We start from the raw sequence: 15637 nt of genomic DNA on the forward strand, positions 1-15637 counted from the left end.
TACATGGTTGGAGCGGTATTCAAACAGGATGCCGGTTTTTCCCGGGCTAAGTCGGACATTCAGTTTCCTCGATCTTCCGTGCCGTGGATGGCCGAATCTGTCCGCTAGCGCCCGTTCGAGGTGATGCGCCCGTAGCAAGCTGACGCAGGCGCGTGTAATTCGGTAACATCGCATCTTTACCCTTGCCGCTTCAGACCACGGAAAGTCGACCATGCAATACCACGCTGCCAATACCGATTCCCTGATGACCATTACCAACCGGCCGGATCTCGTTTTCGAGCGCGGCGAGGGGTCCTGGCTGTTCGATCATCAAGGCAAGCGCTATCTCGATTTCATCCAGGGCTGGGCGGTCAATTGTCTTGGCCACTGCCCGCCGGAGATCACTGCTGCGCTGACCGAGCAGGCCGGCAAGCTGCTCAATCCCAGCCCTGCCTTCTACAACGGGCCGATGGTCGAGCTGGCGAGCTTGCTCACGGCGAATTCCTGCTTTGACCGCGTCTTCTTCGCCAACACCGGGGCCGAGGCCAACGAGGGGGCGATCAAGCTGGCCCGCAAGTGGGGGCAGCTGAACCGCGACGGCGCTTTCGAGATCATCACCTTTGGCCACTCCTTCCACGGCCGCACGCTGGCGACCATGTCGGCTTCCGGCAAGGCCGGTTGGGACACGATCTTTGCACCGCAGGTGTCCGGCTTCCCGAAGGCGGTCTACAACGACATCGCCTCGGTCGAGGCATTGATCGGGCCGAAGACGGTCGCCGTCATGCTCGAGCCGGTGCAGGGCGAGGGCGGCGTGATCCCGGCCGACCTGGAATTTCTCAAGGCCTTGCGCGGGCTGACCGAGGCGCGCGGCATCCTGCTTATCGTCGACGAAGTGCAGACCGGTGTCGGGCGTACCGGCAAGCTGTTCGCGCACGAACATGCCGGCATCGCCCCGGACATCATGACGCTCGGCAAGGGCATTGGCGGCGGTGTGCCGCTGGCGGCGCTGCTGGCCCGCGAAGCGATCTGCTGTTTCGTTCCGGGCGATCAGGGCGGCACATACAACGGCAATCCGCTGATGACGGCGGTCGGCCTGGCGGTGGTCAAGCGCATGCTGGCGCCGGGCTTCCTCGCCGAAGTCGATGCCCGGGGCCAATATCTTGCCAAGCGCCTGCTCGAACTGTCGGCCAAGCATGGCCTGAAGGGCGAGCGCGGTTCCGGCCTGCTGCGCGCCTTGATTCTCGACGACGAGCGCGGGCCGGAGATCGTTTCGAAAGCCCTGGTGCAGGCCCCCGTCGGCCTCCTTCTCAACGCCCCGCGCCCCAACCTGTTGCGCTTCATGCCGGCGTTGAATGTGAGCGAGGTGGAAATCGACCAGATGGTGGGCATGCTCGACGGCTTGTTGCAGCGCTAGGCTCGTTGATCCAAGGGTAAGGCCAACCGGGGTTGGTCCCCTGGCTGCTCATGCCAGGAAAAGGGTCGTGTCCTGCTGGTGATTGATAGCCTCCGTTCGGGATGTCGCTTTGGATGTTCCGGATGTTCCGGATGTTCCGGATGTTCCGGATGTTCCGGATGTTCCGGATGTTGCGGATGTTCCGGATGTTGCGGGAGTCGTGCTTTGTCCCGCGTGGTGTCCGCACGATAGCGAATTTTGCAATCATGCGCTGGCAGAGGCTGGATGGCCTCTACTTGGCGTACCGGCGAAATACCATTTTTTTGTTATGGTTTTTTTGGCGAGAGGCGCTCTGGATCAGGGTTTTGTGATTTAGGATGTGGCTTTGCCATACCTGTTGCTTTTTTGATGTTCGCTGCTTTGCCGATCAAGTCAGAAAACACATCGCCTTCAGCCCAATGAATCGCCGTCAATTGATCAAGGCTTTTGCCGCCGTGGGGGGGCTCCACGGGATTTCCGCTTGCGCCAGGTTCGACAGCGGGCCCATAACGATTGCTGCGCACACCTGGGTAGGCTACGAGCCGATGTTCATGGCGCGTAACGAGGGGTGGCTGGAAGACCGGAAGGCGCGTTTATACGAGACCCAAAATGCGACGGAATCCTTGCTGGCCTTGGCAGAAGGCAAGGTGGACGGCGCTGCGTTGACGTTGGACGAGGTATTGCAGGCCCGACAGAGTGGCCAGAAACTGACGGTCGTTCTGGTTTTCAACATCTCGGCCGGTGCGGACATGCTGGTTGCCCGTCCTGAGTTGGGTTCGCTGTCGGCGCTGCGCGGCAAACGCCTGGCTTACGAACAGAGCTCGGTAGGGGCGTTGTTGCTTGGCGAGATACTGAGCAAGGCAGGCTTGAGCAAGCGCGATGTCACGCTTGTGCCGTTGAGTGTGGACAAGCAAGTTGCGGGCTGGCGCGCGCGAGCTTTCGATGCCGCCATCACCTATGAGCCGGTAGCGAGCGAGTTGCTCGATCTTGGCGCCCGAAAGCTGTTCGACAGTCGCCAGATTCCGAACACCATTGTCGATGTATTGGCGATTCGCAGCGACCTGGTGGCGGCGCATGCAGGCGAGCTTCGTCATCTCGTACGTGCGCATTTCCGGGCACTTGATCATCTGGCCCGCAGTCCTCACGATGCCGCCTACCGGATGGCAACGCACCTGAATTTGCCGGCGGGCGATGTACTCTCTGCCTTCAAGGGCTTGCTTCTACCCGATGCGCAGGCCAACCGGCGATTATTGGCCGGACGCGAGCCGCCGATGTTGCTTACGGCCCAAAAGGTCTCGGCAGCGCTGGTCGAAAACGGGCTGCTGCAACAGCCGGACAAGCTCAACGCGCTGGTCAGCGCCGAGTTCATTCCAGTGGATCTGGTCGCGCGATGATTCTTTCTCCATGCTCCCTCGTTGTCGCGCTGCGTCACCGCATATTGCGTGTGATTGCGCTGCTTCTCTCCTTGTTCGTCGGTGGGGGCGCACTGGCCGATGAGCCCGTGAAGATTGGCGTACTGGCCTATCGCTCCAAGGCGGAAACGATGAAGCAGTGGCAGCCTCTGGAGGCCGCCCTGAAGCAGGCTATTCCAAACGAGGATTTTGTCGTCGAAGCCCTGAGCTACGACGAGTTGAATCTGGCTGTTGCAGGCCGCCAACTCGATTTCGTGTTGACCAATCCGGGGCATTTCGTTTTTCTTAACCGGACGGTAGGGGTGTCGGCTCCTTTGGCGACGTTGGTGACGAAGGAGGACGGGCAGGCCGTCTCCGTCTTTGGCGGCGCCATTTTCAGCCGTTCGGATCGGCCTGATATTCGGGCATTGGCGGATGTCCAAGGAAAAACCGTGGCGACACCGAGCACGTGGTCGCTCGGGGCTTATCAGATGCAGGCCTACGAGTTCAACAAGGCCGGTGTGAGATTGGCTGAAGATGCCAGGGTACTGGTGACCGATTTTCCGCAGAGCAATGTCGTTGACGCGGTACTGTCAGGACGGGCTGACGTTGGGCTGGTCCGCAGCGGATTCCTCGAGTCGCTTTCCCGTGAAGGGAAACTCGACCTGAATCAGGTTTCGGTACTCAATAGGCAGTCACTGCCCGGATTTCCGGTGCTGGTCTCGACCCGCCTTTATCCCGAGTGGCCCTTTTTTTCCTTGCCGCATGTCAACGAGGCGCTGGCACGCCAGGTCTTGGCGGCTTTGTTCCTGCTGCCCGAAGGGGGCGCCCGTGCGCAGTCGATGGGTATTGCCGGTTTTTCCGTTCCGGCCGATTACACGCCGGTAGCCGATCTCCTTCGGGAATTGCGGATGCCGCCGTTCGAGCACGCTCCGATATTTACCTTGCGCGATGTCTGGTCTCGCTACCAGTGGCCCATGCTGGCTGCCTTCATGGCGCTGGGCCTGATCCTGATTCTGGGATTCCGGCTTTTCCTGACCCGCCGGGAGTTGTTGCGTCAGCATGAAACCGTCCTTGACCAGAAACGACGTCTCGAACTGAGTGAAACACGCTTTCAGCTGGCGATCGAAGGGGCCGAGGAGGGCGTCTGGGACAACGATCTGGTGACCGGTGCGCTCTATCATTCGCCACGGATGTACGCGATGCTGGGCTATGACGCGAAGGAGCTTCCAGCTGACTTCGACGCTTGGAAGGCGATCATGCACCCTGATGATTGGGAAAAGCTCTGGCAGCGGGTGCAGTTCCATCTGGATACACCAGGCGACGAGTACGAGTTCGTCATGCGTTTGCGCCATCGCGATGGTGGTTGGCGCTGGGTGCTTACCCGGGGGCGGGCAACGCGCGATCTGCAGGGGCGGCCCGTGCGCTTCACGGGCACCCATATGGACATTACCGAACGCAAGCTGGCAGAAGAAGAACTTCTGCGCCACCGCGATCATCTGGAGGAACTGGTTGCCGAGCGGACGGAGGCCCTGCAGGTTGCCAAGGAAGCAGCCGAAGCGGCGAGTCGTGCGAAGAGCGCCTTCCTGGCCAACATGAGCCATGAACTGCGCACTCCGATGAACGCCATCATGGGCATGACCGATCTGGCGCTACGGCGTACGACGGATACCAAGCAGGCCGACCAGTTGAACAAGGCCATCGGCGCTTCCAGGCATTTGCTGGGCGTTATCAACGATATTCTCGATATCTCGAAAATCGAAGCTGATCGACTGGTACTGGAGAATATTCCCTTCGATCTGGGGGCTGTTTTCGACAAGGTGTCCGGATTGCTTGATCAGGTTGCCACTGGCAAAGGCCTGCAACTGAACATGGAAATGCCTGCGCAACTGGCTGCACGCTCCTTGTCCGGTGATCCGGTTCGCCTGGGACAAATACTGATCAATCTGGGTAGCAACGCCATCAAGTTTACCGAGCGGGGAAGCGTTCATATTCGGGGATGCTTGCTCGACGAGCATGAAGATAATCTGCTGGTGCGCTTTGAGGTAGAGGACACCGGGATCGGGATCGCCACGGCGGATCAGGAACGCCTGTTCTCGGCATTTGTGCAGGCCGACGATTCGATTACCCGAAAATATGGCGGCAGCGGACTGGGGCTGGCGATCAGCAAGCGTCTGGTCCAGATGATGGGTGGGGATATCGGCGTCAATAGCGAGCCGGGCAAGGGGAGTACGTTCTGGTTTACGACCCGGTTGGAAAAAAACCTGGCCGTCGACGAGATGGGGTGTGTCGCCGAAGGACCTTCGGCGGAGATTGCGTTGAATACCTCGTTCGCTGGAACGCGAGTGCTTTTGGCTGAGGATGAGCCGATCAATCAAGAGGTGTCGATCTGCCTGCTGGAAGCTGTAGGCCTGCAGGTCGACCTCGCGTGCGACGGCGTGGAGGCGGTCGACAAGGCCTTGGCCGTTGATTATGCCGTGATCCTGATGGACATGATGATGCCCCGGCTGGATGGTCTCGGAGCCACCCGCGCCATTCGCGAAGCTGCGGACAGGCGGCACACGCCGATCATCGCCATGACCGCCAATGCCTTTGCCGAAGATCAGGAGCGCTGTCTGGCTGCCGGCATGAGCGATTTCATGTCCAAGCCGGTCGCTCCCGATCAACTCTATGCCAAGCTGCTGAAGTGGTTGGAGAAGCGCGACGCATCCTGAAGCCAGTGGCATGAACGACAAGGCAGGGGTACAAATGCTGCTCGCACTTGCTGTGCACGCCTTAGCGGATAAAGCCTTTCAGAATCTCGCGGAATGCCGGGGAGTCGGCGTTTTCCAGCCATTCGAAGGCGACCATTTCACGGCTCACGATCTCGGCGCCGTTCTGCCGCATACGCTGCAGGGCGAGTTCCTTGTCGCGGGGGCGGCGCGAGCCGACCGCCTCATCGACCACGAATACTTCGCGGCCGGCCGCCAGCAGATCGAGCACGGTTTGCTGGACGCAGACGTGGCTCTCCATGCCGGTGACGATCCATTGCGTGCGTTCGGCGGATGGCGCACGCAGTAGATTCCCCTCGGCGACTGCGGAGAACCAGGTTTTCTCGACGATCCTGTCCGCCGTCAGGCGGCTGCGCAAGCGGGGTTCGGACAGCCCGATGCGCTGCGGGCAGTGTTCGGTGGCCAGTGCCGGGATGCCGAGCAAGGCGGCGATATCCAGGAGCCAGAGGGTATTGGCCAGAACATCGTCGCCGCCGTCGATGGCGGGCAGCAACGCGCTCTGGATGTCGACGACGAGCAGGACGGAGTTGGACGGTGCGATTTTCACGATACGAGCCTCTGGCTTCATGGACGATGTGCCATCCATCCTCCGCGATATCGCGACGGGCGGCAAGTTGGGCGCCTGCTGGGGAGGAGACCCGCCAGCAGGCACCGTCCGGTGTTACATGCCGAGGTAGGCCGCCCGCACCTGCTCGTTGCTGATCAGCTCCTGGCCGGTGCCGGTCAGCGTGATGCCGCCGGTTTCCAGCACGTAGCCCCGGTCGGCGATGGCCAGCGCGGCGAAGGCGTTCTGTTCGACGAGGAAGATGGTCATGCCCTGAGCCTTCAGTGCCTTGACCACGTTGAACACCTCTTCGACCAGCAACGGGGCGAGGCCCATCGACGGTTCGTCGAGCAGCAGCATCTTCGGGCGACCCATCAGGGCGCGGCCGATGGCGAGCATCTGCTGCTGGCCGCCGGACAGCGTACCGGCCGGCAGGGCGCGTTTTTCCTTGAGGATGGGGAACATCGAGAAAACCTTTTCCATGTCGCCATCGACTTGCCCTTTCGGCTGCGTGTAGGCCCCCAGGCGCAGGTTGTCCTCGATCGACAGCGGGCCGAAGACCTGGCGGCCTTCCGGGCTCTGACAGATGCCCCGGCGCATGCGCAAGTCGGAACGCAGTTTCGAGATGTCCTCGCCGTCGAAGGTGATCTGGCCGGCGCTCATCGGCTGCACACCCGACAGGGTGCGCAGGAAGGTCGTCTTGCCGGCCCCGTTGGCGCCGACCAGGGCGACCAGCTCGCCCTTGCGCACTTCGAGATCAATGCCCTTGAGCGCCTTGATGCGGCCGTAGCAGCTTTCCATGCCCTTGACCGAGAGCAGCACATCGCCTTTGCCGGAGGCGGTGCCGGGTTGCAGCGAGCCGGCGCTGTGGGCGCCGAGGCCGATGGATTCCGGCGCCAGGCTGGCGATGCGGTGGAACAGCTCGCGGAATTCGGCGCGTGCCTTGCCGCCGAACAGTGGGTCGTCATTATCGAGGAAAGCCTTGTCGATCTCGGCCCAGTCGTCAGCCGTCAGCGCCTCGCGGGCCAGCGGCATGGCGTCCTTTTCCTCGCTGCGGATATGCCCCTTGAGACCCTGCGTGTAGTTGCGCAAGGCGGCGGTGAAGGCGGCGTTGTGCTCGCCGTTGCCGGCCGTGGCGGTCAGCTTGGCGCGCAGGTCGCGGAGCAGTTCCGGGCCGTTCCGATGCTCGGCCTGCAGACGGTCGAGCACGTTGGCGGCTTCGGCGGAGCGCTGGCGCAGCAGGCGGAACAGGAACTCGTCCTCCTTGGCGTGATGCGAACGATCCATGAACTGTTCGATGTAGTCGAAGACCGAGGAGAAGAAGGGGGCTTCGACCTTGCCGCCCTGATCGATCTCGTCGGCGACGAGGTCGAGGGTGGTGGCGATGCGCCAGAGGTTCTGGTGCTCTTCGGTGATGATGCGCAGGGATTCCATGTTCTCTCCTCTTCTTATGCGTGAGCGCCGAGATAGGCGGCAATCACATCCGGGTTCTTGCGGATTTCCTCGCCTGTGCCCTCGGCCAGTTTCTTGCCGTAGTCGAGGACGAGGATGCGGTCGGAGAGGTTCATGACCATCTTCATGTCGTGCTCGACGAGCACGACGGTGACGCCGGAGTCGGCGATCTTGCGCACCAGATGGTCGACCTCGATGGTCTCCTTGGGGTTGAGGCCGGCCGCCGGTTCGTCGAGGAAGATCAGGCGTGGCTTCATGGCCAGGGCGCGGGCGATCTCCAGGCGCTTCAGCGCGCCATAGGACATCGCATCGGCGCGGGTTTCGACGTACTGGCCGAGGCCGACGAAATCCATCAGCTGGGCGGCCTCGTTGCGCAACTCGCGATCACGCTTCTTGAGGCCGGGGAAACGCAGGGCAGCCTTGACCAGATTGCGGTCAAGCCGCAAGTGGGCGCCCACCATCACGTTCTCGACGGCGCTCATGTTCATGCAGATCTGCAGGTTCTGGAAGGTGCGGGCGACACCGCGCTGGGCCAGCTGGTTGGGCGACTTGCCGTGGATGGCCTCGCCGTCCAGCTTGATTTCGCCGGTGGTCGGTTTGTACACCCCGGTGATCAGGTTGAACAGGGTGGTCTTGCCAGCGCCGTTGGGGCCAATCACCGAATAGACGATGCCGGAATCGATGTTGAACGATACGTTCTGCACGGCCTTGACGCCGCCGAAGTGGATGGAGAGGTCTTTGACTTCGAGCATGCTCATGATCATTCTCCCTTTCCGAATTTGGCGGCAAGGGTCGGAACGAGGCCCTTGGGCAGGAAGATCATGCAACCCATCAGGATGGCGCCGAAGACGACGGTTTCCCAGCCTTCGAAGGTGGCCAGCGCCTGCGGCAGCGCCGTCAGCAGCACGGCGCCGACCAGCGAGCCGTATACCGAGGCCATGCCGCCGATGACGACCATGGTCACCAGTTCGATGGAATGGAAGAAGTCGGCGAAGTTGGGGCTGACGAAGCCGACGTAGTGCGCCGTGACGCTGCCCATCAGGCTGGCGAAGACGGCGGACAGCACGAAGATCGCCACCTTGTAGCGCACGACATCGACGCCGACCACCTGCGAAGCGACTTCCGAACCGTGCAGGGCGCGCAGCGCGCGGCCGAACGGGGAGTCGATCAGGTTCAGCGAGGCCCAGACGGAAACCGACAGCAGCAGCGCGACGACCCAGTACCACTGCTTGTCGTTGCTCAGCTCGAAACCGAACAGGCCCATCGCCGGCACCGGCATGCCGTCCGGCCCGCCGGTCCATTGCGCCTCGTTGCGCAGCGCGATGTTGATGATGATGCCGAGGCCGAGCGTCGCCATGGCCAGGTAGTGGCCCTTGAGCTTGAAGATCGGACGGGCGACGAGCGCGGCCAGGATGCCGGTTGCTGCCGCGCCGGCGCCCATGGCGAGCAGCGGATGCCAGCCGAAGTGCGTCGGCAGCACGGCCGAGGCGTAGGCGCCGATGCCGAGGAAGCCGGCATGGCCGAGGCTGATCTGGCCGGCGAAGCCAATCAGCAGGTTGAGACCGAGGACGATCACGGCATTGATCGCCATGCGGATGACCAGGTCGAGATAGAAGCTGTTGGGAACCACGAAAGGCAGGATGGCAAGGATCGCCACCACCAGATAGAGGCCGAAATAGACGTTCTTGTTCATGCTTACACCCGATCCGTCGATTTGCCGCCGAACAGGCCGCGCGGCATGAAGAAGAGAATGAACAGGATCAGCACGAAGGGGATCGCGTCCTTGTAGCTCGACGAAATGTAGCCGGCGCCCATGGCTTCGAGGATGCCGACGAGCAGGCCGCCGAGCACGGCGCCGAGGCCGTTGCCCAGGCCGCCGACGACGGCGGCGACGAAGCCCTTGAGGCCGAGCATGATGCCCACGTCGTAGGAGGTCAGCGTGATCGGCGTGACCAGGATGCCGCCCAGCGCACCGAGCGCGGCCGACATGGCGAAGCTCATGAACAGGACCCAGCTGGTGTTGATGCCGACCAGTTCGGCGGCCAGCCGGTTGTACGAGGTGGCGAGCATGGCCTTGCCCTGCAGCGTGCGGTTGAAGAAGTACCACAGCGCGATGACGACGATGGCGGTGACGCCGAGCACCCAAAGGCTCTGCGGCAGCAGCGTGGCGCCGAGGATCTGGATCGGTTCGTCGCCCGAGAAGGCGGGCAGGCTGAAGGTGTTCTTGCCGAGCCAGACCTGGATCAGGCCGCGGATGACCAGCGAGGCACCGATGGTAATGATGATCAGGGTCACCGTTTCGGCACCCTTCACCGGCTCGATGGCCAGCTTTTCGACCAGCACGCCGACGATGGCGGGGATCAGGATGGCGAGCAGCAGCGCGACCGGCAGCGGCAGGCCGGCCTGCGTGAAGTACACGGCGAGCATGCCGCCGAGCATGATGAATTCGCCCTGGGCGAAGTTGATCACGTTGCTGGCGTTGTAGATCAGCGTGAAGCCGAGTGCGGCCAGCGCGTAGGTGGCGCCGACCGTGATCCCGGAAAAGAGGAATTGCAGGAACTGGGCCAGCATCACACGCCCTCCGTTCCGATGGCCGGGACAACCGTTGGGGGCTGCAGGCCGGAATTCATGATTGCGGATTTCATGTCTTCTCCTGTGATTATTCTGTTCATCTTCCAGTTGCCGGGTTTTCCGTGTCGGATTCCGGTCTCTTGGTTGTTTTACTAATATGTGATCGATTAAATCACTACGATGTTAGTGAGTCAAGTCGAAGGCTTGCCCCGCGATGGTGACGGGCAGGTGCCCGCCCGGTCATCGCGAAACCGAGAGGAGCGCTCTCAGCCTGGCAGCAGATGGTCGGCATCGGCAACCACGGGTTGCTGCTGGGCGAAGAAGCCTTCGGTATGGATCAGTTCATCCTTGGCACCCTGTTTCTTGACGGCGGCAACGCAGGCGTCGACGAATTCCGGGCTGCCGGCGGCGAAAATGGTGTGCTTGGAGAGATCGGGGAAGAGCTGCGGCAGCACCGTATCGATGCGGCCGTTCAGGAAGCCTTCCTGCTGTTCGCGGGTCAGCGTGATCTTGTAGTCGAAGCTGCGGTGCTTGGTGCGCCACCAGGCCATCATGCCCAGGCTGTAGACGTCTTCCTTGGTGCGCGCCGAAAAGAGCATGGTCACCGGCTTGCGGAATCCGCGACGCAGCGCCGCTTCGGCCAGTGCGAGAACGGGGGCGAGGCCGGTGCCGGCGGCAATGCACAGGACCGGCGTGTCGACCGACGGGTCGCCGATGAAGGTGCCGTAGGCGCCGGACACCTTGACACTCTCACCGATGTTGAGCTGATCGTGAATCCAGTTGCTGGTTACGCCGCCTTCGGCGCGGGCGACCTGGAGAACCAGTTCGCCGTCGGGGCGCGGGGCGTTGGAAATCGAGTAGGCGCGGGCCGGAATGTCGGCGCGCGGGTTGCCGATCGTGACGTACTGGCCGGGCCAATAGCGGATCGGCTGACCGACCGGGCGCAGGCGCAGCTCGACGACGCGGGCGGCGATCTGTTTCTTGTCGGTAACGACGAAGAGGGCATCTTCGCGCGGCGGGAAGAGTTTCGGCTTGGCATCCTCGGTGCCCCACTCGATGGTGAGTTCCTCGGAAATCGGCTTGGCCATGCACATCAGGCCGTAGCCCTGTTTACGTTCGTCCTGCGACAAGGCCATGTCGAGCACCATGCCCTGGTCGAACTGACCCTGCGTGACCTTGACCTTGCATTCGCCGCAGGCGCCGGCGCGGCAGTTGTTGGGCAGTGCATAGCCTGCCTTTTCGAGTGCCATCAGCACGGTGTCGCCGTAGGCGCAGTCGACCGACTTGCCGGACGGTTGCATGATGATACGAGCCATTTTCGTCTTCCCCTGTTGGTTTGGAACCCGGATTGTCCATTAGGCGCGCCCTTGGCGCTGCTTGGGTGTCAGCGGGCCATTTGCGGTCATTTTTTCCCCTCTTCGTCGCCGATACCATTGGGTATCGGTTCCTCAGTCGGGGCAAAACTGCCTCGCAACTGTCCTCGCTGCCATCCCAAGCCCTAACGAACACTCCGGGTTGTTTCTCTGTTGCGGCAAGGCCGACGCCCTTTGTCGGGACGTCGGCCGAAGCAAATCGTCTGGTTTTTGCGGTTTAGAACACCGGGATGATGTCTTCCATGTCGATCTCGGAGACTTCCTGGCCGGTGATGCCGACTTCCGGAATCGCCGGGAACGGGATGTTGTAGCGATCGAGCACGCCCTTCAGGTTGATCATCGCATTCTTCCAGTTCTGCAGCTTGGCCTCGTAGGTCGGGATGCCGAAGCCGGCGCCGCGGGCAACTTCCTCGGCTTCACGCTGGTTGGCGATGAAGTCGGACGGCAGGTCCCAGAATTCCATCGGCGGCTCGAACAGCACGGCGGACAGGAACAGGTAGCCGGCGCGGATCTGCTTGGTGACGATGGCCTTGGTGGACTCGTCGAGGCCCGGGTAGTCACGCTCCATGACGGCCATGCAGATCGCCATGTGGCGGCCTTCGTCGCGGCCGATGTTCTTGAAACCTTCCTTGAAGACGGCTTCGCGGGAGTTGTCGTACATCTGCTTGAAGATGGTGGCAGCGGCGATTTCGCCCATCAGGAAGGAGGAGAACAGCACGGCCAGGTCGTACTTCGGCACGGCCTGCTTGTAGCCGGTCCAGTAACGGCCACCGTTGAAATACAGCCACTGCACGTTCTTCTGCAGGCGCTTGCCGAGTTCGGTCTTCGGCGTGTAGGTCAGCGGGTCCGAATGGCCGAGCAGCTTGGTGATGGCCAGGCCGCACATGATTTCGTGGTTTTGCTCGTCGCGGGTGACGGAGAAGAAGCACTTGCGGACCGGATCTTCCTCGTGCACTTCATAGGTCTTGATCAGCGCTTCGGCGAAGACCGGGGGGGCGGAGGCGTCGAACACCGACAGCAGGCTCCACCAGTAGGCGATGGATTCGCGCTCTTCCCAGGTGTAGCTGTCGACGTCCAGCGTGTCCCAGGGCAGCTTTTCCGGGTCCCAGTTCTCGCGCAGCGCGGCTTCCCAGACTTCCTGCAGCTTCTTGGTCTTGCTGGTCCAGGACAGCGGGTAGATGTTCGGCTGCGGCGTAGCCGGCGGGAATTCCATCTTGTCTGCAAAACGTTCCTTGTTGCTTGCCATGTCTCACTCCTTATAGGGCTTCATCAATGGTTCGGTAAGCCAGTCCGGTATCCGGGTGGCGTGGGGTGAATAATGATACGTGTTCGTGGTTTGAGTCAACAAATTTTGTATCAAATCGCAAAATAATTTTCAGGGAACCAATTCTGAATTTTAAAACTCAAAAGATCAATGACTTTTTTGTCGGATAAAATTTATTGATTAAAAAGGACATTTTTGCAATTTGGAAACTTGTTCCTCAAAACGGAATTGCAAATCGCGTCATTTTTTACGATACTTTTGATTGACTTGTTTCAATATCATTCGTATCGTGTGTTGAGTTGGTGCCATCCAACGCGCCTTCGCCCAAGAACAAGCTTCAACTAGGAGATATCGATGTCCCACCCCCTGCTCGAGAAACACCGCGCCACGCTGGATGGCGCCCTGAACGCCATCGCCACCCGCGGCTATTGGTCGGCCTATAACGAGATGCCAAGCCCGAAGGCCTATGGCGAAACGGCGGCCGACGATGGCAAGAAGGCTTTCGAGGCGCACCTCGGCAAGCAGTTCGTGCTGGATCAGCCGGGGCAGAAGGGCTGGGCTGGCGGTGAGCAGTCGCCCTACGGTATCGACATGGCCGTGCAATATCCCGTTTGTGACCACGAGGCCTTGATCGCCGCTGGCCGGCAGGCCATGGTCGGCTGGCAGAAGGTCGGGGCCGATGGCCGCACCGGCATCTGTCTGGAGATCCTCGATCGCCTGAACAAGCAAAGCTTCGAGCTGGCTCATGCGGTCATGATGACGACCGGGCAGGGCTGGATGATGGCCTTCCAGGCCGGCGCCCCGCACGCGCAGGATCGCGGCCTCGAAACGCTGGCCTACGCCTATCGCGAAATGAGCTTCGTGCCGACCGAAACGGTTTGGGAGAAGCCGCAGGGCAAGAACCCGCCGCTGGTCATGAAGAAGCATTTCGAGCAGGTCGGCCAGGGCGTCGGCGTCGTCGTCGGCTGCGGCACCTTCCCGACTTGGAATACCTATCCCGGCCTGTTTGCCGCCTTGTCGACGGGCAATGCCGTGATCGTCAAGCCGCACAGCAATGCCATCCTGCCGGCCGCCATCACTGTACGCACCATCCGCGCCGTGTTGGCCGAGAACGGCATCGACCCCAACCTGGTGACCCTGTGCGTCGCCGGCGATCGCGCGACGACCCAGAAGCTGGTCACCCATCCGGCCGTCAAGTCCATTGATTTCACGGGGGGCAACGTCTTCGGCCAGTGGCTGATCGACAACTGCCGCCAGGCCCGCGTCTATGCCGAACTGGCCGGCGTGAACAACATCGTCGTCGACTCTACCGACGCCTACAAGCCGATGCTGCGCAACCTGGCCTTCACGCTGTCGCTGTATTCCGGCCAGATGTGCACCACGTCGCAGGCCATCTTCGTCCCGGCCGGCGGCATCGAAACCGAAGACGGCCACAAGTCCTACGACGACGTCTGTGCCGACCTGGCCAAGGCCGTTTCCGGCTTCCTGTCCAAGCCGGAAGTCGCCCATGCCGTGCTCGGCGCCGTGCAGTCGGCCGATACCCTGAAGCGCATCGAGATGGCTGACAGCGGTACGCTGGGCAAGGTCGTGCTGGCCTCGAGCAAGCTGGAAAACCCGGAATTCCCCAAGGCCGTCGTGCGTACCCCGGTGCTGCTCGCCTGCGATGCCGCCGACGAGCATGCCTACATGGAAGAGCGCTTCGGCCCGATCAGCTTCATCGTCAAGGTCGCCGATACGGCGGCTGCCATCGCCCTGTCCGAGCGCATCGTATCGACCCACGGCGCGCTGACCGCCGGCATCTACTCGACCAAGCCGGAAGTGATCGATGCCATGACCGCCGCCACCATGCGTTCCAAGGTCGCCCTGTCGATCAACCTGACCGGCGGCGTGTTCGTGAACCAGTCGGCGGCTTACTCCGACTACCACGGTACCGGCGGCAACCCGGCTGCCAACGCTTCGTACGCAGATGCAGCCTTCGTTGCCAACCGTTTCGTGGTTGTCCAGCGTCGTTACCACATCGAGAACGCAGCATGAATTTCGAAAACATCACCTTCACCGTCGAGGCCGGCATCGCCCGCCTGACCCTGAACCGGCCGGACAAGCTGAATAGCTTCACCGGCGACATGCACGCCGAGTTGCGCACAGCGCTGGATCGCGTGCAGAGCGACCATTCGATCCGCGTGCTGGTCCTCACCGGTGCCGGGCGCGCCTTTTGTGCCGGCCAGGATCTGGCCGATCCGGACATGGCCAAGATCGACGGCCGCATGCCGGATATCGGCAATGTCGTCGAGCGCAACTACAAGCCGCTGGTCATGCGTTTGCAGAACCTGCGCGTGCCGACCATCGCCGCGGTCAATGGTATCGCTGCCGGTGCAGGCGCCTCGGTGGCGCTGGCCTGCGACCTCGTTGTCGCCACCAAGTCAGCCTCCTTCCTGCAGGCCTTTTCGAAGATCGGCCTGGTGCCGGATACCGGCGGCACCTGGTTCCTGCCGCAGCGCGTCGGCATGGCGCGCGCCATGGGCCTGGCCTTGCTCGCCGACAAGCTGCCGGCCGAAAAGGCCGCCGAATGGGGCTTGATCTGGGAATGCACTGAGGACGCCGATTTCGCCGCCCGCATCGATGCGCTGGCCAAGCAATTGTCGGTGATGCCGACCAAGGCCCTGGTCCGTACCCGGCAGGCCATGCATGCCGCGCCGGGGCATACGCTCGAGCAGCAACTTTCCTTCGAAGGCAGCTTCATGCGCGAACTGGGCTGGAGCCCGGACTACGCCGAGGGCGTCCAGGCTTTCATGGAAAAGCGCGCACCGAAATTCACCGGAGAGTGAAATCGTGAGCCACGCACCCCTATCCCAACAGGCCG

General features: G+C 61.9%; 13 protein-coding genes. 5 read left to right on the forward strand and 8 right to left on the reverse strand.

Annotated features, from left to right (window positions below):
* The first annotated feature begins 211 nt into the window (after positions 1–211).
* Positions 212–1393 carry an acetylornithine transaminase gene (locus AB6Q56_RS00460; protein ID WP_434515253.1) on the forward strand — a complete coding sequence of 394 codons (1182 nt, stop codon included), beginning with the start codon at positions 212–214 and terminating at the stop codon, positions 1391–1393.
* A gap of 305 nt (positions 1394–1698) precedes the next feature.
* Here AB6Q56_RS00460 and AB6Q56_RS00465 read toward each other — a convergent pair whose 3' ends face one another.
* Positions 1699–1881, reverse strand: a complete 183-nt coding sequence (locus AB6Q56_RS00465; protein WP_434515254.1) for a hypothetical protein — start codon at positions 1879–1881, stop codon at positions 1699–1701.
* 81 nt (positions 1882–1962) lie between these two features.
* On the opposite strand from AB6Q56_RS00465, the gene AB6Q56_RS00470 reads away from it, so the two are divergent.
* Together AB6Q56_RS00470 and AB6Q56_RS00475 are read left to right on the forward strand one after the other, a co-directional pair.
* A complete protein-coding gene (locus tag AB6Q56_RS00470) occupies positions 1963–2805 on the forward strand; it encodes an ABC transporter substrate-binding protein (protein ID WP_434515255.1) in 843 nt (280 codons plus the stop codon).
* A 50-nt stretch (positions 2806–2855) separates the two neighbouring features.
* Positions 2856–5516, forward strand: a complete 2661-nt coding sequence (locus tag AB6Q56_RS00475; protein ID WP_434515256.1) for a PhnD/SsuA/transferrin family substrate-binding protein — start codon at positions 2856–2858, stop codon at positions 5514–5516.
* A gap of 61 nt (positions 5517–5577) precedes the next feature.
* On the opposite strand, the gene AB6Q56_RS00480 is transcribed toward AB6Q56_RS00475, so the two are convergent.
* From AB6Q56_RS00480 to AB6Q56_RS00510, 7 genes are all read right to left on the reverse strand, one after another.
* Positions 5578–6120: an isochorismatase family protein gene (locus AB6Q56_RS00480; protein WP_434515257.1), complete on the reverse strand. Its 543-nt coding sequence runs from the start codon at positions 6118–6120 to the stop codon at positions 5578–5580.
* Between the two features lie 114 nt (positions 6121–6234).
* Complete coding sequence (locus tag AB6Q56_RS00485) at positions 6235–7551, reverse strand: ATP-binding cassette domain-containing protein (protein WP_434515258.1); 1317 nt, start codon at positions 7549–7551, stop codon at positions 6235–6237.
* Positions 7552–7565: 14 nt separating this feature from the next.
* Positions 7566–8327, reverse strand: coding sequence for an ABC transporter ATP-binding protein (locus tag AB6Q56_RS00490; protein WP_434515259.1), 762 nt, complete (start codon positions 8325–8327; stop codon positions 7566–7568).
* Between the two features lie 2 nt (positions 8328–8329).
* Positions 8330–9262, reverse strand: coding sequence for a branched-chain amino acid ABC transporter permease (locus AB6Q56_RS00495; protein ID WP_434515260.1), 933 nt, complete (start codon positions 9260–9262; stop codon positions 8330–8332).
* 2 nt (positions 9263–9264) lie between these two features.
* A complete protein-coding gene (locus tag AB6Q56_RS00500; protein ID WP_434515261.1) occupies positions 9265–10140 on the reverse strand; it encodes a branched-chain amino acid ABC transporter permease in 876 nt (291 codons plus the stop codon).
* A 266-nt stretch (positions 10141–10406) separates the two neighbouring features.
* Positions 10407–11456, reverse strand: a complete 1050-nt coding sequence (locus tag AB6Q56_RS00505) for a 2Fe-2S iron-sulfur cluster-binding protein (protein WP_434515262.1) — start codon at positions 11454–11456, stop codon at positions 10407–10409.
* A 274-nt stretch (positions 11457–11730) separates the two neighbouring features.
* Entirely contained in the window at positions 11731–12759 is a 1029-nt protein-coding gene (locus AB6Q56_RS00510) for a hypothetical protein (RefSeq protein WP_434515263.1), read from the reverse strand.
* A gap of 372 nt (positions 12760–13131) precedes the next feature.
* Between AB6Q56_RS00510 and paaN the strand changes: the two genes are divergently transcribed.
* The gene (gene paaN / locus AB6Q56_RS00515) at positions 13132–14811 is read left to right on the forward strand and encodes a phenylacetic acid degradation protein PaaN (protein ID WP_434515264.1); all 1680 of its coding nucleotides are present in this window, start codon (positions 13132–13134) and stop codon (positions 14809–14811) included.
* Entirely contained in the window at positions 14808–15602 is a 795-nt protein-coding gene (gene paaG / locus AB6Q56_RS00520; RefSeq protein WP_434515265.1) for a 2-(1,2-epoxy-1,2-dihydrophenyl)acetyl-CoA isomerase PaaG, read from the forward strand. The genes paaN and paaG overlap by 4 nt, the downstream gene beginning before the upstream one ends.
* Positions 15603–15637 lie beyond the last annotated feature (35 nt).

Origin of the sequence: Dechloromonas sp. ARDL1 (assembly GCF_051122455.1) — a bacterium.
Classification (GTDB): domain Bacteria; phylum Pseudomonadota; class Gammaproteobacteria; order Burkholderiales; family Rhodocyclaceae; genus Azonexus.